Origin of the sequence: Plantibacter sp. H53, from assembly GCF_001650455.1 — a bacterium.
In the GTDB taxonomy this organism is placed as follows: Bacteria; Actinomycetota; Actinomycetes; order Actinomycetales; family Microbacteriaceae; genus Plantibacter; species Plantibacter flavus_A.
Genome location: NZ_LWCT01000007.1, coordinates 1 through 13,707 on the forward strand (window position 1 = coordinate 1; position 13,707 = coordinate 13,707).

Genomic DNA, 13,707 nt, shown 5'->3' on the forward strand with positions numbered 1-13,707 from the left:
CCGGTCCGGAAGGTGGGCTCGTCGCCTACCTGAAGCGCCCCATCGCCGACTGACCCGACGCCCCGGAGGAACCCCCATGTCCCAGATCGCCGCCCGACTCGCCGAGCTCGGTATCACCCTGCCCACCGTCGTCCCGCCCGTCGCGGCCTACATCCCCGCGGTGGTCTCCGGTGAGCACGTCTTCACCTCGGGCCAGCTGCCCATGACCGACGGCAAGCTCCCCGCCACCGGCAAGGTCGGCGAGGGCGACGGACTCGTCTCGCCCGCCGACGCCAAGACCTACGCCCGGACGTGCGCCCTCAACGCGCTCGCCGCGGTGGAGAGCCAGATCGGTTCGCTCGACCGCGTCACCCGCATCGTGAAGGTCGTCGGCTTCGTCGCCTCCGACCCGGCGTTCACCGGCCAGCCCGGCGTCATCAACGGTGCGTCAGAGGTGCTCGGCGACATCTTCGGCGACCTCGGCGTGCACGCCCGCTCTGCCGTCGGCGTCGCCGTGCTCCCGCTCGACTCGCCCGTCGAGGTGGAGCTCATCGTCGAGTTCGCGTAGCGCATCCCGCGCCACATGCACGAGAGCCGGACGGAATGACTGATTCCGTCCGGCTCTCGTGCTTGGAGCATCGACCTACGTGTTCTTCACCATCTTGTCGGTGATGATCTGCATGACCGTGGTGTCGGCGAGCGTCGTCGTGTCGCCCACCTCGCGGCCCTCGGCCACGTCGCGCAGGAGACGGCGCATGATCTTGCCCGAGCGCGTCTTCGGCAGTTCGTTCACGAGGTAGACCTCGCGGGGGCGGGCGATCGGACCGATCTGTTCGCCGACCCAGCTGCGGAGCGCGCCGGTGATGTCCGCGAGTCCGGACGCCTGCTCGAGGTGGGACTCCTTGATGATGACGAAGGCGACGACCGCCTGCCCGGTGGTCTCGTCGGCCGCACCGACCACGGCGGACTCGGCCACCATCTCGTTGGCGACGAGCGCCGACTCGATCTCTGCGGTCGAGAGTCGGTGCCCGGAGACGTTCATGACGTCGTCGACACGGCCGAGCAGCCAGACGTCGCGGTCCGAGTCGAGCCGTGCGCCGTCGCCGGCGAAGTAGAAGGGGCCGCCCTCGACGTCCCAGAACTTCTCCCAGTAGGTCTCCTTGAACCGCTCGGGGTCGCCCCAGATGCCGCGGAGCATCGACGGCCAGGGCTCGGTCACGACGAGGAGTCCGCCACCGCCGGCACCGACTGCGTCACCGGCGTCGTCGACCACGTCGATGGCGATGCCGGGGATCGGGACCTGCGCGCTGCCGGGCTTCGTCGACGTCACACCCGGGAGGGCCGACACCATGATCGCGCCGGTCTCCGTCTGCCACCAGGTGTCGACGATCGGCGCGACCTTGTTGCCGATGATCTTGCGGTACCACATCCACGCTTCGGGGTTGATGGGCTCGCCCACCGAGCCGAGCAGGCGGAGCGACGACAGGTCGAACTGCTTCGGGATCTTCCGACCGAGCTTCATGAAGGAGCGGATCGCCGTCGGAGCCGTGTAGAAGATGCTGACGCCGTACTTCTCGATGATCTCCCACCAGCGTCCCGGGTGCGGGGCGTCCGGTGTGCCCTCGTAGAGGACCTGCGTCGCGCCGTTCGCGAGGGGGCCGTAGGTGACGTAGCTGTGGCCCGTGATCCAACCGATGTCGGCCGTGCACCAGTACACGTCGGTCTCGGGGTGGAGGTCGAAGACGTTCTTGTGGGTGAACGCCGTCTGCGTCAGGTAGCCACCCGAGGTGTGCAGGATGCCCTTCGGCTTCCCGGTGGTGCCGGAGGTGTACAGGATGAAGAGCGGCTGCTCTGCGGGGAACGGCTGCGCGTCGTGCTCGGGATCGGCGTCGGCGATGGCCTCGTGCCACCAGAGGTCGCGTCCGGCCGTCCAGTCGACCTCGTTCTCGCCACGACGGACGACGAGCACGTGATCCACGGTCGCCTGCTCGGGCAGCTCGCCGCGGCTCGCGAGCGCCGCGTCGACGGCGGGCTTGAGCGCGGAGACCTTGCCCTTGCGGTAGCCGCCGTCGGCGGTGATGACGAGCTTGGCCTCCGCGTCGTCGATGCGGGAGCGCAGGCTGTCCGCGCTGAACCCGCCGAAGACGACCGAGTGGACCGCGCCGATGCGCGCGACGGCGAGCATCGAGACGATCGCCTCCGGGATCATCGGCAGGTAGATGGCGACCCGGTCGCCGGCTTCGACGCCGAGGCTGGTGAACAGGTTGGCCGCGCGCTTGACCTCCGCCGTGAGCTCGGCGTAGGTGATCGTGCGGGTGTCACCGGGCTCGCCCTCCCAGTGGAGGGCGACGCGGTCGCCGTTGCCGGCCTCGACGTGCCGGTCGAGGCAGTTGTAGGCGACGTTCAGCTCGCCGTCGTCGAACCAGGTCGCGAAGGGAGGGTTCGACCAGTCGAGGGTCTTCGTGAACGGCTTGCTCCACGTGAGCAGCTCGCGGGACTGCTCGGCCCAGAAGGCGAGCCGGTCACTCGACGCCCGCTCGTAGAGCTCGGCGCTGGCGATCGCCTGCGCGGCGAACTCCTCCGACGGTGGGAATCGTCGGTCTTCGTGCAGCAGGCTGTCGATCTGAGTGCTCATCGTGTGTGTCTCGCTCCCTTGCGAATCCGCGTTCCTGACCCGACCTGCCCAGGCGGGTCGAGTCCGTGCCATGCACGAGCGTAGCGCGTTCTCGGTTGCGGATTTGTCACTCATCCGAACAAATCCACCGGCCCAGTCTGTGAATGATCTGGGCATGGTAGGGAAACCACTCGATCTGGGGTCGTCTGAATGCTTGTATTCCCCGTCCGCTGGCGTACACTTGGACCCGGCCGAATATACATTCGTGCATGCAGTGCCAGCGATTCCCCCCAATCCGGCACTGTAGAGGCGGCACCCATTCCCCCCAATGGGTGCCGCCTTCTTCTGTTTCCGGCGCTTGCGGTCGGCGGCCACCGACGAGTATTCGGATATTGCTTATAGTTTCACTACTATCAGCTCTATGCTTCTGAGATGACCGATCTCTTCCTGGCCGTCGTCGTCGACATCGTCGGTTCCCGCCGTCTCGTCGATCGCACCGGTGCTCAGCGCGCGATCCAGGACGTCTTCCTCCAGGTGGAGGCCACCTGGCCCGCCGAGCAGCCGCTGCGCCCGACGGTCGGCGACGAGTTCCAGGTCGTCTACGCGGACGTCGCGACCGCACTGCGGGCCACGACCCTCGCGCGACTGCTGTTCCCTGCGGGGGTCGATTGCCGGTTCGGTCTCGGCTGGGGCGAGGTCACGGACATCGACGCCGGGCAGGAGGCCCGCATCCAGGACGGTTCCGCCTGGTGGCGGGCCCGAGCCGCCATCGACGAGGCGCATCGGCGAGAGGACAAACGTCAGCCGTACCTGCGATCGTGGTTCGAGGGCGAAGCGCCCCAGGACGGAGACGCCATCGTGAACGCACTCCTCACCCTGCGCGACCACACGATCGATCAGATGCGGAACCCCCGACAGCGTCAGCTCGCCGCGGGCGCGCTCCTCGGCCGATCGCAGGAGTCGATGGCTGCCGAAGCCGGCATCTCGCAGTCCGCGGTGTCGCAGAACCTGCAACGATCGGGCGGTGCCGCGCTCGTCTCGGCCCTCGACCTGCTCGCCGGAGCACCGACCCGATGATCGCGGCCGTCCTGCTGCTCATGATCGGGGTCGCCGACCTCTGTCGTGGTGTGGTCCGCGGCCCGCGCTGGTCTCCGGTGATCGGGCTGGTGGTGGTCTGGCTGTTCGCCGTGCTGGGCCTCGGGCTCGACTGGTGGTGGCCGACGCTGACCGGCCTCGTCTCCCTCGGATGGATCGTGACCATGCCGTCCTCGGACACGTCACGACCGCGCGGGTTCTGGCCCGTGCTCCTACTCGGGCTCCTCGTCGTCGCATCCACGCTCGTGTTCGGTGCTGGCGGGCTGGCCGACAGCCCCGCTGCACAGGTCTACGCGGGCTTCGACCTCGGCGTGCTGCAGGAGGTGCCCCTGGCTCTCGCCGTCGCAGCCGGGTCGACGCTCGTCTTCCTCACGCGGAGCAGCAACCTCATCGTGCGGGCGTCACTGCGCCGCGCGCGTGAGGACGACGAGCCGCAACCGACCGCGGCACCCGCCTCCGCCTGGACGGTCACGATCCGCGGACGCGAGTTGGGAAGCGTCGAGCAGAGCGCCACGCCGCGGCGTCCGACGACACAGCTGCTCGGTGGCCGACTCATCGGCCCGCTCGAACGCGTCTTCATCGTCGTCCTCGCACTGAGCGGCACCGGCACGGTGATCGCCGCCCTCGTCGCTGCGAAAGGCATCGTGCGCTTCCCCGAGATCTCCGAGGATCGCGGGGTCGGCGGCAAGGCGGAGGAGTTCCTCGTCGGCAGCTTCACGAGCTGGGCGATCGCTGCTGCCGCGGTGCTCTACCTCTGGGTGATCGCCGCCGGCTGAGGCGACACGGGGTCCCGCGTCGGTTCACGCGGGACCCCGTGTCTCATCGCTGCTCGAGGAACGACGCGAGCTGCTCCTGATCGGGGTACGACGCCTGGGCGCCGGCCCCGGTCGCCGCGTAGCTGCCGACGGTCGAGGCGAATCGAGCCGCGTCGACGAGCTCGTCGCCGGCAGCGAGTCGCAGCGCGAGGGCGCCCATGAACGCGTCGCCGCAGCCGGTGGTGTCGACGGCGTCCACCGTCGGCGACGGAACCGGTGTCGGGGCGGCCTCGCCGTCGATCACGACACTGCCCGCGGCCCCGGTCGTGACGACGGCTCGTCGGATGCCGTGGCTGCGCAGCGCCGTTGCGGTCGCCTCCCACCCGGCCTCCTCCGGGTCGACCCCGGCGAGATCGGCGGCCTCGTGCTCGTTCACGAGGAGGACGCCGGTCGCCTGGAGGAGCTCCTCCGGCACCGGACCGTAGGGGGAGAGATTGAGGAGCACGAGCGCGCCGGCCGCGGCGCCCCGCCGGGCCGTCTCGAGCACGGTGTCGATGGGTACCTCGAGGCACAGGCAGACGACGCCGGCACCGTCGAGCGCCGTCCACGCCTCGCCGATCCGGCCGGGCGTGAGGGTGCCGTTCGCCCCGGGCGACACGATGATCGTGTTCTCCCCGGCGTCGTCGACGGTGATCACCGCGGTGCCCGTCGCGACGTCGTCACGTCGGGCGATCCGGGTGACGTCCACTCCCGAGCTCGAGAGCGACTCGAGCAGGAGGGACCCGTGCGCGTCGTCGCCGACCGCGCCGACCATGGTGACGTCGCCGCCGAGTCTGCCCGCGGCGACCGCCTGGTTGGCGCCCTTGCCGCCGGGGATGACGGCGAGTTCGGATCCCGTCAGCGTCTCCCCGGGCTGCGGGAATCGTGCCGTGCGGACGACGAGGTCCGCGTTCAAGGACCCGACGACGACGATGCGTGGACTCTGCATGGTGACCCTCCTAGGCTGCCGAGGCGGTCTCGGCCGGACGGACCTCGGCGCCGGTGGGCTTGGGGATGAGGAACGACACCAGCAGGGCGACCGCGGTGATGCCCGCGCCGACCAGCATGGCACTCGTGTACCCGGCCGTCGACGTCCCTCCGGCGGGTGCGACGGCGATCTGGACGGCGGGGAGGACGACGAAGCTGAGGCCGGCGCCCAGGTTGAAGGCGCCCGCGTTCAGTCCGGGCAGGAAGCCCGGGTTCTCCTTCGGCGACAGGACGATGCCGAGCCCGTTCAGCATGATGTTGCCGATGCCCGCGTAGGTCGCACCGATCAGGACGGTCGTCGCGATGAGGACGGGGAGCGAGTGCACGCCGACGAGCGCCATGATGACGATCGAGACGATGCTGCCGATGAGACCGATGCGGAGCACGTTCAGGTAGCCGAGCGTTGGCGCGAGACGACCGGCGAACGGGCCGACGAGCCAGCCGACGAGGGCGTACGGCGTCAGGAACGCGAGCGAGGCGAGGTCGGCCTCCATGCTGAAGCCCGCGTCGGCGTTCTGCGCGATCGAGGTGACGAGGCCGTTGGCGACGGCGAAGACCCCGGTCATCGTGAGCAACGTCGTGAGCAGGAGTGCCCAGGTGCTGCGTTGGCGGAGGTACTTCGTGGCGACCAGTGGCTCGGCGACGCGGTTCTCGACGGTCCAGAAGATCGCGAATGCGACGAGGGCGACGACGATGAACCCGCCGACGAGCAACCAGTTCGCCGCCGCGAGCTTTCCGGCCTCGTTGAACGCGGTGAGCAGTGCGGCGATCGACACGACGAGTGGGAGCACGCCCCACCAGTCCATCCTCGTGCCCTTCGAGGGCTGCGAGTTCGCAGCCCACAGGACGACGAAGACGATCGCGACGGCTGCGACGACGGCCATGGTCCAGAAGACGGACCGGAAGCCGTGGTTCGTGACGAGCCATCCGCCGGCGAGGGCGTCGATCCCGGCGATGCCGCCGTTGACCGCGGTGATGAGGCCCATCATGGCGCCGTACCGCTTCGGGTCGGTGACCTCGGCGCGCAGCATCAGCAGGGTGATGGGCACGACCGGCCCGGACACGCCCTGGATGATGCGGCCGACGAACAGCATCTCGACGTTCACGGCGAGGGCCGCGACGACGGTGCCGACGAGCATGATGACGAGCATCGCGGTCAGGACGCGCTTCCGGCCGACGATGTCGCTGAGGCGGGGGAGGAAGACGGAGAACAACGCCGCCGTGGTGAAGAACATGGTCTGCGACAGGCCGATGGTGGCGTCGTCGGTCTGCAGTTCGCGCGCCATGCTGACGAGCGCGGGGCTCAGCATGCTGGCGTTCAACTGGAACGCGACGCAGGCGGCGAGCAACGCCGTCATGAGGGCGCCGACGCGGACGGCGGGCTTCGTGGAGTTCAGGAGGTCGCTCACAGCTCGATCTCCCCGATGTTCTCGAGGGCGTCGGTGACGAGGCCCCAGAAGCGTGCGTGGTCGAGCTCGGTCGCGGCCCAGGTGCTGCAGTCGTCCGGAGCCGGGCTGCGGAAGTCGGCGACCGTCATGCCGAGGGTGAGCGTGCCCGTGAGTTCGATGTCGATCGGCACCTTGACGGTCCGCACGATCGTCGGGTCGATCACGTAGGCGACGGCGCACGGGTCGTGCACGGGCGGGCTGTCGAAGCCCTGCGCGTCCTTGTAGGTGGTGCCGAAGAACTCGAGCAGCTCCTCGACGAAGCGTGCCGGGCCGGTGCCGATCGTGGCGATCCGCTCGACGACCTCCGGGGTGGCGAGGGCCTGGTGCGTGAGGTCGAGGCCGACCATGACGACGGGCCAGCTCTCGTTGAAGACGATGTGCGCGGCCTCAGGGTCGATCTTGATGTTGAACTCGGCCACCGCCGACCAGTTGCCGACGTGGTAGCCGCCGCCCATGAGGACGACCTCCTTGACGCGCTCCACGATGCGCGGCTCCTTGCGGGCTGCGAGGGCGATGTTCGTCAGGCCGCCGGTCGGGACGAGGGTGATCTCGCCCGGTTCGTGCGACATGACGAGGTCGATGATGAGGTCGATGGCGTGCCGGTCGTCGAGGGCGATCGCCGGTTCGGGGAGGACGGGGCCGTCCATGCCCGATTCGCCGTGGATGTCCGGTGCGTTCTCGAGTGGGCGCACGAGCGGGCGGTCGGCGCCGGCGGCGAACGGCACGTCGGTGATCCCGGCGATGCGGGCGACGGCGAGGGCGTTCCGGGTGACCTTCGGGAGCGTCTGGTTGCCGACGACGGTCGTGACGGCGAGCAGCTCGATCTCGGGGTTGCCGTGCGCCAGGAGGATGGCGATCGCGTCGTCGTGGCCTGGGTCGCAGTCGAGGATGATCTTGCGGGGCATGGTTCTCCACATCGTTGGGGTGCTGGGGAAGCGGGCGGCAGGGCACGTAAAGCGCTTCAGGTCTGCCGGGAGCAGCCTACGTCAAGCGCTTTAGGTTCGCCAAACCGGGTCGTTCGGCCCAGGGTTCCGCGGCCCCGATACGATCGACGGGTGCCCCTCGAACCGAACGATCCCCAGCCACGCGCCGCCCGTCGCGTGACGGCGGCGATGGTGGCGGAGCGGGCCGGGACGTCGGTCGCGACCGTGTCGCTCGTCGCCAACGGCAAGGACGCCGGTCACGTGTCGGCGCAGAACGCCGAACGGGTGCGTCAGGCGATCGCCGAGCTCGGCTACGTCGCCGACCACGCCGCGCGGGCGCTCGCGAGCGGGTCGAGCAACCTGGTCGTCTTCGTGACGCCGGATGCCTCGAACCCCTACTTCGGTGCGGTGATCCGAGGACTCAGGGCTGGCCTCGGCGACGCGTACCAGCTGCTCGTGTCGGTGACCGGGGAGGGCGACGTGCCCACGGCGGCGGCGCTCGGCCGATTGGCGGCCCTCCGACCGGCCGGGCTCGTGGTCGACGCGCCGAGCGAGGCCTTCCTCGAGGAGCTCAGGCTCGACACCGCGCTCGTGTTGCTCGACGCACCCCGCCTCCCGACGACGACGGCGGAGGCCGCGTCCGGTGCCGTCGTCGCCGACCGACGTGCCGTGTCCGTCGACTTCGACCTCCTCGGCGGTGTCCGAGCACTCCTCGACCACCTCCACGTCCTGGGTCACCGGCAACTCGGGTACCTCGGTGGGCGCACCGCGACGGACACGTTCCTCCTGCGTCGACTGCTGCTCGAGCGCGAGGCCGCCGTGCGCGGGATGCGCGTGCACGCGGACGATCGCGCGGAGAGCATCATCGACCTCGAAGCGGCGGCCGCGGCGTTCGTCGACAGCTGGCCGCGGTGGCGCGACGCCGGGGTGACCGCGTTGGTCTGCGCGACCGACACGCATGCGTACGGGGTGCTGCAGTCGGCGCGGGCGATGGGCATGCCGGTGCCGGGTGAGCTTGCCGTGGTGGGGTTCGACGACCTGGCGTCGTCGGTCGTGAGCGACCCGCCGTTGACGAGTGTGCGGTTGCCCGGTGAGGCGCTCGGTCGCGCAGGCGCCGAGCAACTCCTCGCCCGGATCGAGGGCCGGACGGTGGCACCCGCCCCGGTGATCGCCGCGGACCTCGTCATCCGCGCCTCGACGATCGGTCGCTGAGGTGCACTGAGGGTCGCCGACGACGCTCCACAAGCGAAGCCGGTCTCGTGAGTTTGCGAGGTCCGTGCCTCCGCGCCTCGGGGTTCGAGCCTGGGCTTCTACGCTCGCCGCATGTCCGATCGATTCGTCGTCTCCGTCCCGCCCGAGGCCGCCCCGCCCGATCCGCCGGAGGCGGCGGTCGACGCCGAGCCCGCGCGAGCAGGCGAGTCGCGCGGTGTCACGGCGCTCGCCGACTTCGGCGCGCTCGCGCCCTACCTCGCCGATCCTGGGGTCACCGACCTCTTCGTCAACGGCTCGTCCGGCCTCTGGCTCGACCACGGTGCCGGGCTCGTCCGGGAGGCGGGATGGCGCTCCGATGAGGCGACCATCCGCGCGCTCGCGGTGCGTCTGGTGGCGAGGGGCGGGCGGCACGTCGACGAGGCGACGCCGTGCGTCGACGTGCGTCTGCAGGACGGGGTGCGGGTCCACGTGGTCCTCCCGCCGGTGTCGACGCGAGGGACGCTCCTGTCCATCCGGGTGCCACGGGACGAAGCGCTGGGGTTCGATGCGCTGCAGGCCTCCGGGATGTTCCCGGCGTCGGTCGCCGAGCTGCTGCGCGACGCCGTCGCAGCCCGCACGAACATCCTCATCACCGGTGCAGGCGGCTCCGGGAAGACGACCCTCCTCGGCGCCCTGCTCGGCCTCGCCTCGCCAGCCGAGCGGCTCGTCGTGATCGAGGACGTCGCGGAGCTGCGGATCCTCCACCCGCATGTCGTCGCTCTCCAGTCGCGCCAGGCCAACCTGGAGGGGGCCGGCGGTATTGACCTCGAACGCCTCCTGCGCGAGGCGCTCCGCATGCGTCCCGACCGGCTCGTCCTCGGCGAGTGCCGGGGGCCCGAGGTGCGCGAGCTGCTGTCGGCGCTCAACACCGGGCACGACGGCGGTGCAGGCACCCTCCACGCGAACTCCGTGACCGACGTGCCCGCCCGTTTGGAAGCGCTCGGGGCGCTCGCCGGCATGAGTCAGGAGGCCGTCGCCCGTCAGGCGACGAGCGCGATCGGACTCGTCGTGCACCTGGCACGGCTCCCGGTCGGACGGCAGGTGGTGGCGGTCGGTCGCCTCCTGATCGACGAACACGAACGCCTCTCCGTCGAGGAGTTGCCGTGACCCGGCTGCGGGTCCTGCGGCGGGTGCTCGCGGCGCTTCCCGGCGCGGCTCCGCCCGATGACGACGGTCCCGCCCGCGTGGCGCGCACCACCCGTCGTCTGGCCGTGCTGCTGGGCGCCGGTGTCGCGCCCGGCAGCGCCTGGAGGCATCTCGCCCTGGAAGCCGACGCCGATGCGCGAACGCGATCAGCAACGGTGTCCGTCGGCCTCGCGGCGGATGGACCGGACGACGAAGCCGGCCCGACGAACGATCATCGGGCCGACGCGGCGGTGCTGTCAGCGGTGGCCGATGCTGCAGCGCACGGCGGCGACCTGCCGGCGGCGATCGCCGCCATCGCTGATCAGGAGACGGGTGCCGGCGCGCGCACGGCCTGGGCGGGCCTGGCCGCCGCTTGGCAGGTCGCTGCCATCAGCGGCGCGCCGCTCGGCGTCTGTCTGCGCGACCTCGCCGGGTCGCTGCGCGAGTTGGACCGCATCGGTCGCGACGTCGGCACGGCGCTCGCCGGACCGTCCGCGACGGCGAGGCTGGTGCTCTGGTTGCCGCTCGTCGCCGTCCTCCTCGGGATGGCCCTCGGCTTCGACACGCTGCGGACGCTCTTCGCGACACCTCCCGGGCTCTGTTGTCTTGCGGCCGGTGTGGTGTTCCTCATCGTCGGTGCGCGCTGGAGTTCGGCGCTCAGTGCACGGGCGGCCAGGCGCGACCCCGCGCCGGGGTTGTCGCTCGACCTCGTCGCTGTGGCGATGGCGGGTGGGGGAGCGGCGCCGGCGGCCCGGTCGATCGTCGAGGAGGCGTGCGAGCGGTTCGCCGTCCCCTACGACGGTGCCACGATCGCGGGCGTCCTCGCGCTCTCTGCCAGGGCCGGGATTCCCGCCGGTGAGCTGCTCCGCGGCGAGGCGGAACAGCAGCGTGATCAGGCACGGTCCGATGGCGAGCGGGCTGCAGCGATCCTCGCGACCCGCCTCATGATCCCGCTCGGGGTCTGTGTGCTGCCGGCCTTCCTCCTCGTCGGTGTTGCTCCGCTCCTCCTCAGCGTCGTCACGTCGACGACGCTCGGCTTCTGACCGACTGTTCGACGCCGACCCGCCTTGCTGCAGCGGCGTTGCCGCGTCAGCCGCGGGAGCGTGGCAGTGCCCGCCAGCAGCGTGCTCCGACGAGCACGGCGACGGTGATGATCACGATCGGCACGAGGATCCACGCGACGTCGCCGGACCATCCGACGCCGATGCCGTCCTCGTTGGCGAAGGCGAGCACGTCGACGAAGAAGAACCGTGCGTGCGCTTCATCGAGTGTCGACTGCTCGACCACCGCGAGCATCCCGAGGGTGAACAGGGCGAACGAGAACCAGTAGGCGAGGATCGCGACGCCGCCCCAGATGACCCCGATCGACCAGGTCGGTCGCAACCGGGCCGGGTCGTCGGCGTAGCGGGCGGCCAGGGCGCGTGGCGAGCCGAGGTCGGCCAGAGCGATCGTCATCGGTCGCCGATCGACCGAGAGTTCGTCTCGGAGTGAACGGATGATCGAGCGGCGTTCCCGCCCCGTGACCACGGCCTCCAGGTGCCAGTCGAGGCGCTGGAGGTATGAGTCGCGTCGCCAGCGGTCAGCGAAGCTCAGTCCGCGTGCAGCGCGCTCGGCGAGCAGGTCGTCCGCTGTCGGGCGCTTCTGGTCGATCATGCTGATGCTCCTTCAGGGTCGATTCCTCGTTCGGCGATGTCGGTCATCGCCCTCCAGCGGGCGATGGCGTCGAGCCTCGCCGCGTCTCCTCGTTCGGTGATCGCGTAGTACTTCCGTGCTGGGCCGCCCGAGGAGGCGACCCGACGCGCGGTCACCAGTCCGTCGCGTTCGAACCGGCTGAGGACCGGATACACGACGCCGGTCGCCAGATCGGCCAGGCCGAGGGCGCGGAGGCGTTCGACCAGCTCGTACCCGTAGGTCTCACCGCGGTGCACGGTGGACAGGATGAGCATCGGCAACACGCCCCGGAGGAGTTGCGAGTCGCGCGTCGCCAGCTGTTCATCCATGACTATTACTCAAGCATGAATAGCGGTCGGGTGCAAGGCGAGATCGCTCCACAACCGGCCGGTCGACGCGGCCCGTCGCCGACGTCGGCTCCGCTCGCGCGTCGCTGAACGCGGTCGCCGAACATGGAGGTGTTCGTGCCACGAGCGCAGCACTCCGGTGCGGGGAAGGAACATCATGATCACGATCGGTCGTCGAGTCGAGCACAGAGTCAGGCGCGAGGTGCGGCGCGTCCTGCAGGACGAACGGGGGTCCGCCACGGCGGAGTACGCGGTGGCCACGATGGCGGCCGTCGGGTTCGCCGGGCTCCTGGTCGCCATCCTCCGCGGAGACGAGGTGCGGGGCATCCTCACCGACCTCATCCGACGAGCCCTGACGGCGAACGGTTGAGCCGTGCGGCCGAAGGTACCGCCATGCCGTTCGGAGGACGGCGCGGTGACGGCGGAGTTCGCGGTGGTCGTGCCTGCCGTCGTCCTCGTGCTGGCGATGGGGCTCTCCGCGGTGCAGGTCGGGCTGACCCAGCTTCGCGCGACCGACGCGGCTGCGGACGCCGCCCGGAGTCTGGGGCGAGGCGACGATGCCGGGACCGCGGCGGGTCGGGTCGCGCGCGTTCTTCCTGGGGCGACCATGACGAGCGGTGTGGAGGGCGACCTCATCTGCGTGCGCGTCGACGCGGTGGGCGGATCCGGCCTCGCCGGCGTCGTCCCGGTGTGGGCATCCTCATGCGCCATGGGTGGCGGCCGATGAGCGTGCAGCCGCGTCGGATCACCCTCCGCGCGGCGCGTGCCCTGCGCGACGAGACCGGAGCCGGGTCGGTTCTGGCGGCAGGCATCCTCGGAGCGCTGGTCGCCGTCCTCCTGGCGACCCTGCCCGTGGTGACGCTGTTCGCCGCTCATCAGCGAGCGGCCAACGCGGCCGACGCAGCCGCGTTGGCGGCAGCCGACACCGCGTCCGGTCGTCTCCCAGGCTTCCCCTGCGAAACTGCTCGCATAGTCGCGGCGCGCAATGCGGCGTCGCTCGGCACCTGCAGTGTGGAGGGCGTCACCGTCCTCGTCGACGCCACTGTCGACACGGCCTTCGGCGCCATCACGGTCGCCGCGAGAGCCGGGCCTCCTCCGGAGGCCTCCAGCGCCGTCGTCGGGGTGTCCGTGACCGCCACCTATTAAGAGGTAGCGGTGCGATCGGTCAGCCCTGACCGGAGTCGGTCGTGAAGACCGCCTCCAGGAAGCGGTAGTCGACGGCGCTCGGGGCTCCGGAGTCGTCGTACTCCTCGCCGGTCGTCCGGGCGTACCGGTAGACCTTGCCGGCGGTGCCGCTCGGCACGTCGACGGTGGGCGTCGGTGATCCATGGTCGCTGAGTCGGGCGCTGATCGTCTTGCCCTCCAGTGGACCGTCGGTCAACTTCACGGTGTAACTCGTCTGGGTACTCATGGCAGACATTCTGCTCCGAACGCCGCAGAACGCAAGGGGTTGGACACGCGCGTGGCCGCCCC

General features: G+C 70.5%; 16 protein-coding genes. 9 read left to right on the forward strand and 7 right to left on the reverse strand.

Features of this window, described 5'->3' with window-relative positions; all coding sequences use genetic code 11:
* Window positions 1–76 precede the first annotated feature (76 nt).
* Window positions 77–547, forward strand: coding sequence for a RidA family protein (locus A4X17_RS05385; protein ID WP_064294650.1), 471 nt, complete (start codon window positions 77–79; stop codon window positions 545–547).
* A gap of 75 nt (window positions 548–622) precedes the next feature.
* On the opposite strand, the gene acs is transcribed toward A4X17_RS05385, so the two are convergent.
* Window positions 623–2,614 (reverse strand): acetate--CoA ligase, encoded by a 1,992-nt coding sequence (acs, locus tag A4X17_RS05390; protein WP_064294651.1) that lies wholly within the window; start codon window positions 2,612–2,614, stop codon window positions 623–625.
* Between the two features lie 411 nt (window positions 2,615–3,025).
* Here acs and A4X17_RS05395 point away from each other — a divergent pair, with 411 nt between their 5' ends.
* The gene (locus A4X17_RS05395) at window positions 3,026–3,670 is read left to right on the forward strand and encodes a SatD family protein (protein WP_064294652.1); all 645 of its coding nucleotides are present in this window, start codon (window positions 3,026–3,028) and stop codon (window positions 3,668–3,670) included.
* On the forward strand, window positions 3,667–4,464 hold the full coding sequence (locus tag A4X17_RS05400) for a hypothetical protein (protein ID WP_064294653.1): 798 nt from the start codon (window positions 3,667–3,669) through the stop codon (window positions 4,462–4,464). The genes A4X17_RS05395 and A4X17_RS05400 overlap by 4 nt, the downstream gene beginning before the upstream one ends.
* A 43-nt stretch (window positions 4,465–4,507) precedes the next feature.
* On the opposite strand, the gene A4X17_RS05405 is transcribed toward A4X17_RS05400, so the two are convergent.
* Genes A4X17_RS05405 through A4X17_RS05415 form a run of 3 tightly spaced genes read right to left on the reverse strand, consistent with a single transcriptional unit; the run spans window position 4,508 to window position 7,822 of the window.
* Entirely contained in the window at window positions 4,508–5,431 is a 924-nt protein-coding gene (locus tag A4X17_RS05405; protein ID WP_064294654.1) for a ribokinase, read from the reverse strand.
* A gap of 10 nt (window positions 5,432–5,441) precedes the next feature.
* A complete protein-coding gene (locus tag A4X17_RS05410) occupies window positions 5,442–6,878 on the reverse strand; it encodes an MFS transporter (RefSeq protein WP_064294655.1) in 1,437 nt (478 codons plus the stop codon).
* Window positions 6,875–7,822, reverse strand: a complete 948-nt coding sequence (locus A4X17_RS05415; protein ID WP_064294656.1) for a nucleoside hydrolase — start codon at window positions 7,820–7,822, stop codon at window positions 6,875–6,877. Before A4X17_RS05415 ends, A4X17_RS05410 begins: the two co-directional genes overlap by 4 nt.
* Window positions 7,823–7,972: 150 nt before the next feature.
* Between A4X17_RS05415 and A4X17_RS05420 the strand changes: the two genes are divergently transcribed.
* From A4X17_RS05420 to A4X17_RS05430, 3 genes are all read left to right on the forward strand, one after another.
* Window positions 7,973–9,052: a LacI family DNA-binding transcriptional regulator gene (locus A4X17_RS05420; RefSeq protein WP_369808446.1), complete on the forward strand. Its 1,080-nt coding sequence runs from the start codon at window positions 7,973–7,975 to the stop codon at window positions 9,050–9,052.
* A 111-nt stretch (window positions 9,053–9,163) separates the two neighbouring features.
* Window positions 9,164–10,198, forward strand: coding sequence for a TadA family conjugal transfer-associated ATPase (locus A4X17_RS05425; protein ID WP_082915938.1), 1,035 nt, complete (start codon window positions 9,164–9,166; stop codon window positions 10,196–10,198).
* A complete protein-coding gene (locus A4X17_RS05430; RefSeq protein ID WP_082915939.1) occupies window positions 10,195–11,259 on the forward strand; it encodes a type II secretion system F family protein in 1,065 nt (354 codons plus the stop codon). The genes A4X17_RS05425 and A4X17_RS05430 overlap by 4 nt, the downstream gene beginning before the upstream one ends.
* A gap of 46 nt (window positions 11,260–11,305) precedes the next feature.
* On the opposite strand, the gene A4X17_RS05435 is transcribed toward A4X17_RS05430, so the two are convergent.
* Both A4X17_RS05435 and A4X17_RS05440 read right to left on the reverse strand, forming a co-directional pair.
* Window positions 11,306–11,869 carry a hypothetical protein gene (locus A4X17_RS05435; RefSeq protein WP_231884294.1) on the reverse strand — a complete coding sequence of 188 codons (564 nt, stop codon included), beginning with the start codon at window positions 11,867–11,869 and terminating at the stop codon, window positions 11,306–11,308.
* Window positions 11,866–12,216, reverse strand: coding sequence for a PadR family transcriptional regulator (locus A4X17_RS05440; RefSeq protein WP_064294657.1), 351 nt, complete (start codon window positions 12,214–12,216; stop codon window positions 11,866–11,868). Before A4X17_RS05440 ends, A4X17_RS05435 begins: the two co-directional genes overlap by 4 nt.
* 175 nt (window positions 12,217–12,391) lie before the next feature.
* Between A4X17_RS05440 and A4X17_RS05445 the strand changes: the two genes are divergently transcribed.
* The 3 genes from A4X17_RS05445 to A4X17_RS19165 are packed head-to-tail and all read left to right on the forward strand — an operon-like array spanning window position 12,392 to window position 13,380.
* Window positions 12,392–12,604: a DUF4244 domain-containing protein gene (locus tag A4X17_RS05445; protein WP_082915940.1), complete on the forward strand. Its 213-nt coding sequence runs from the start codon at window positions 12,392–12,394 to the stop codon at window positions 12,602–12,604.
* Between the two features lie 45 nt (window positions 12,605–12,649).
* On the forward strand, window positions 12,650–12,961 hold the full coding sequence (locus tag A4X17_RS19160) for a TadE family type IV pilus minor pilin (protein WP_175484332.1): 312 nt from the start codon (window positions 12,650–12,652) through the stop codon (window positions 12,959–12,961).
* A complete protein-coding gene (locus tag A4X17_RS19165) occupies window positions 12,958–13,380 on the forward strand; it encodes an Rv3654c family TadE-like protein (protein WP_064294659.1) in 423 nt (140 codons plus the stop codon). The genes A4X17_RS19160 and A4X17_RS19165 overlap by 4 nt, the downstream gene beginning before the upstream one ends.
* Window positions 13,381–13,399: 19 nt before the next feature.
* Here A4X17_RS19165 and A4X17_RS05460 read toward each other — a convergent pair whose 3' ends face one another.
* Window positions 13,400–13,645, reverse strand: coding sequence for a hypothetical protein (locus A4X17_RS05460; protein WP_064294660.1), 246 nt, complete (start codon window positions 13,643–13,645; stop codon window positions 13,400–13,402).
* Between the last annotated feature and the right edge of the window lie 62 nt (window positions 13,646–13,707).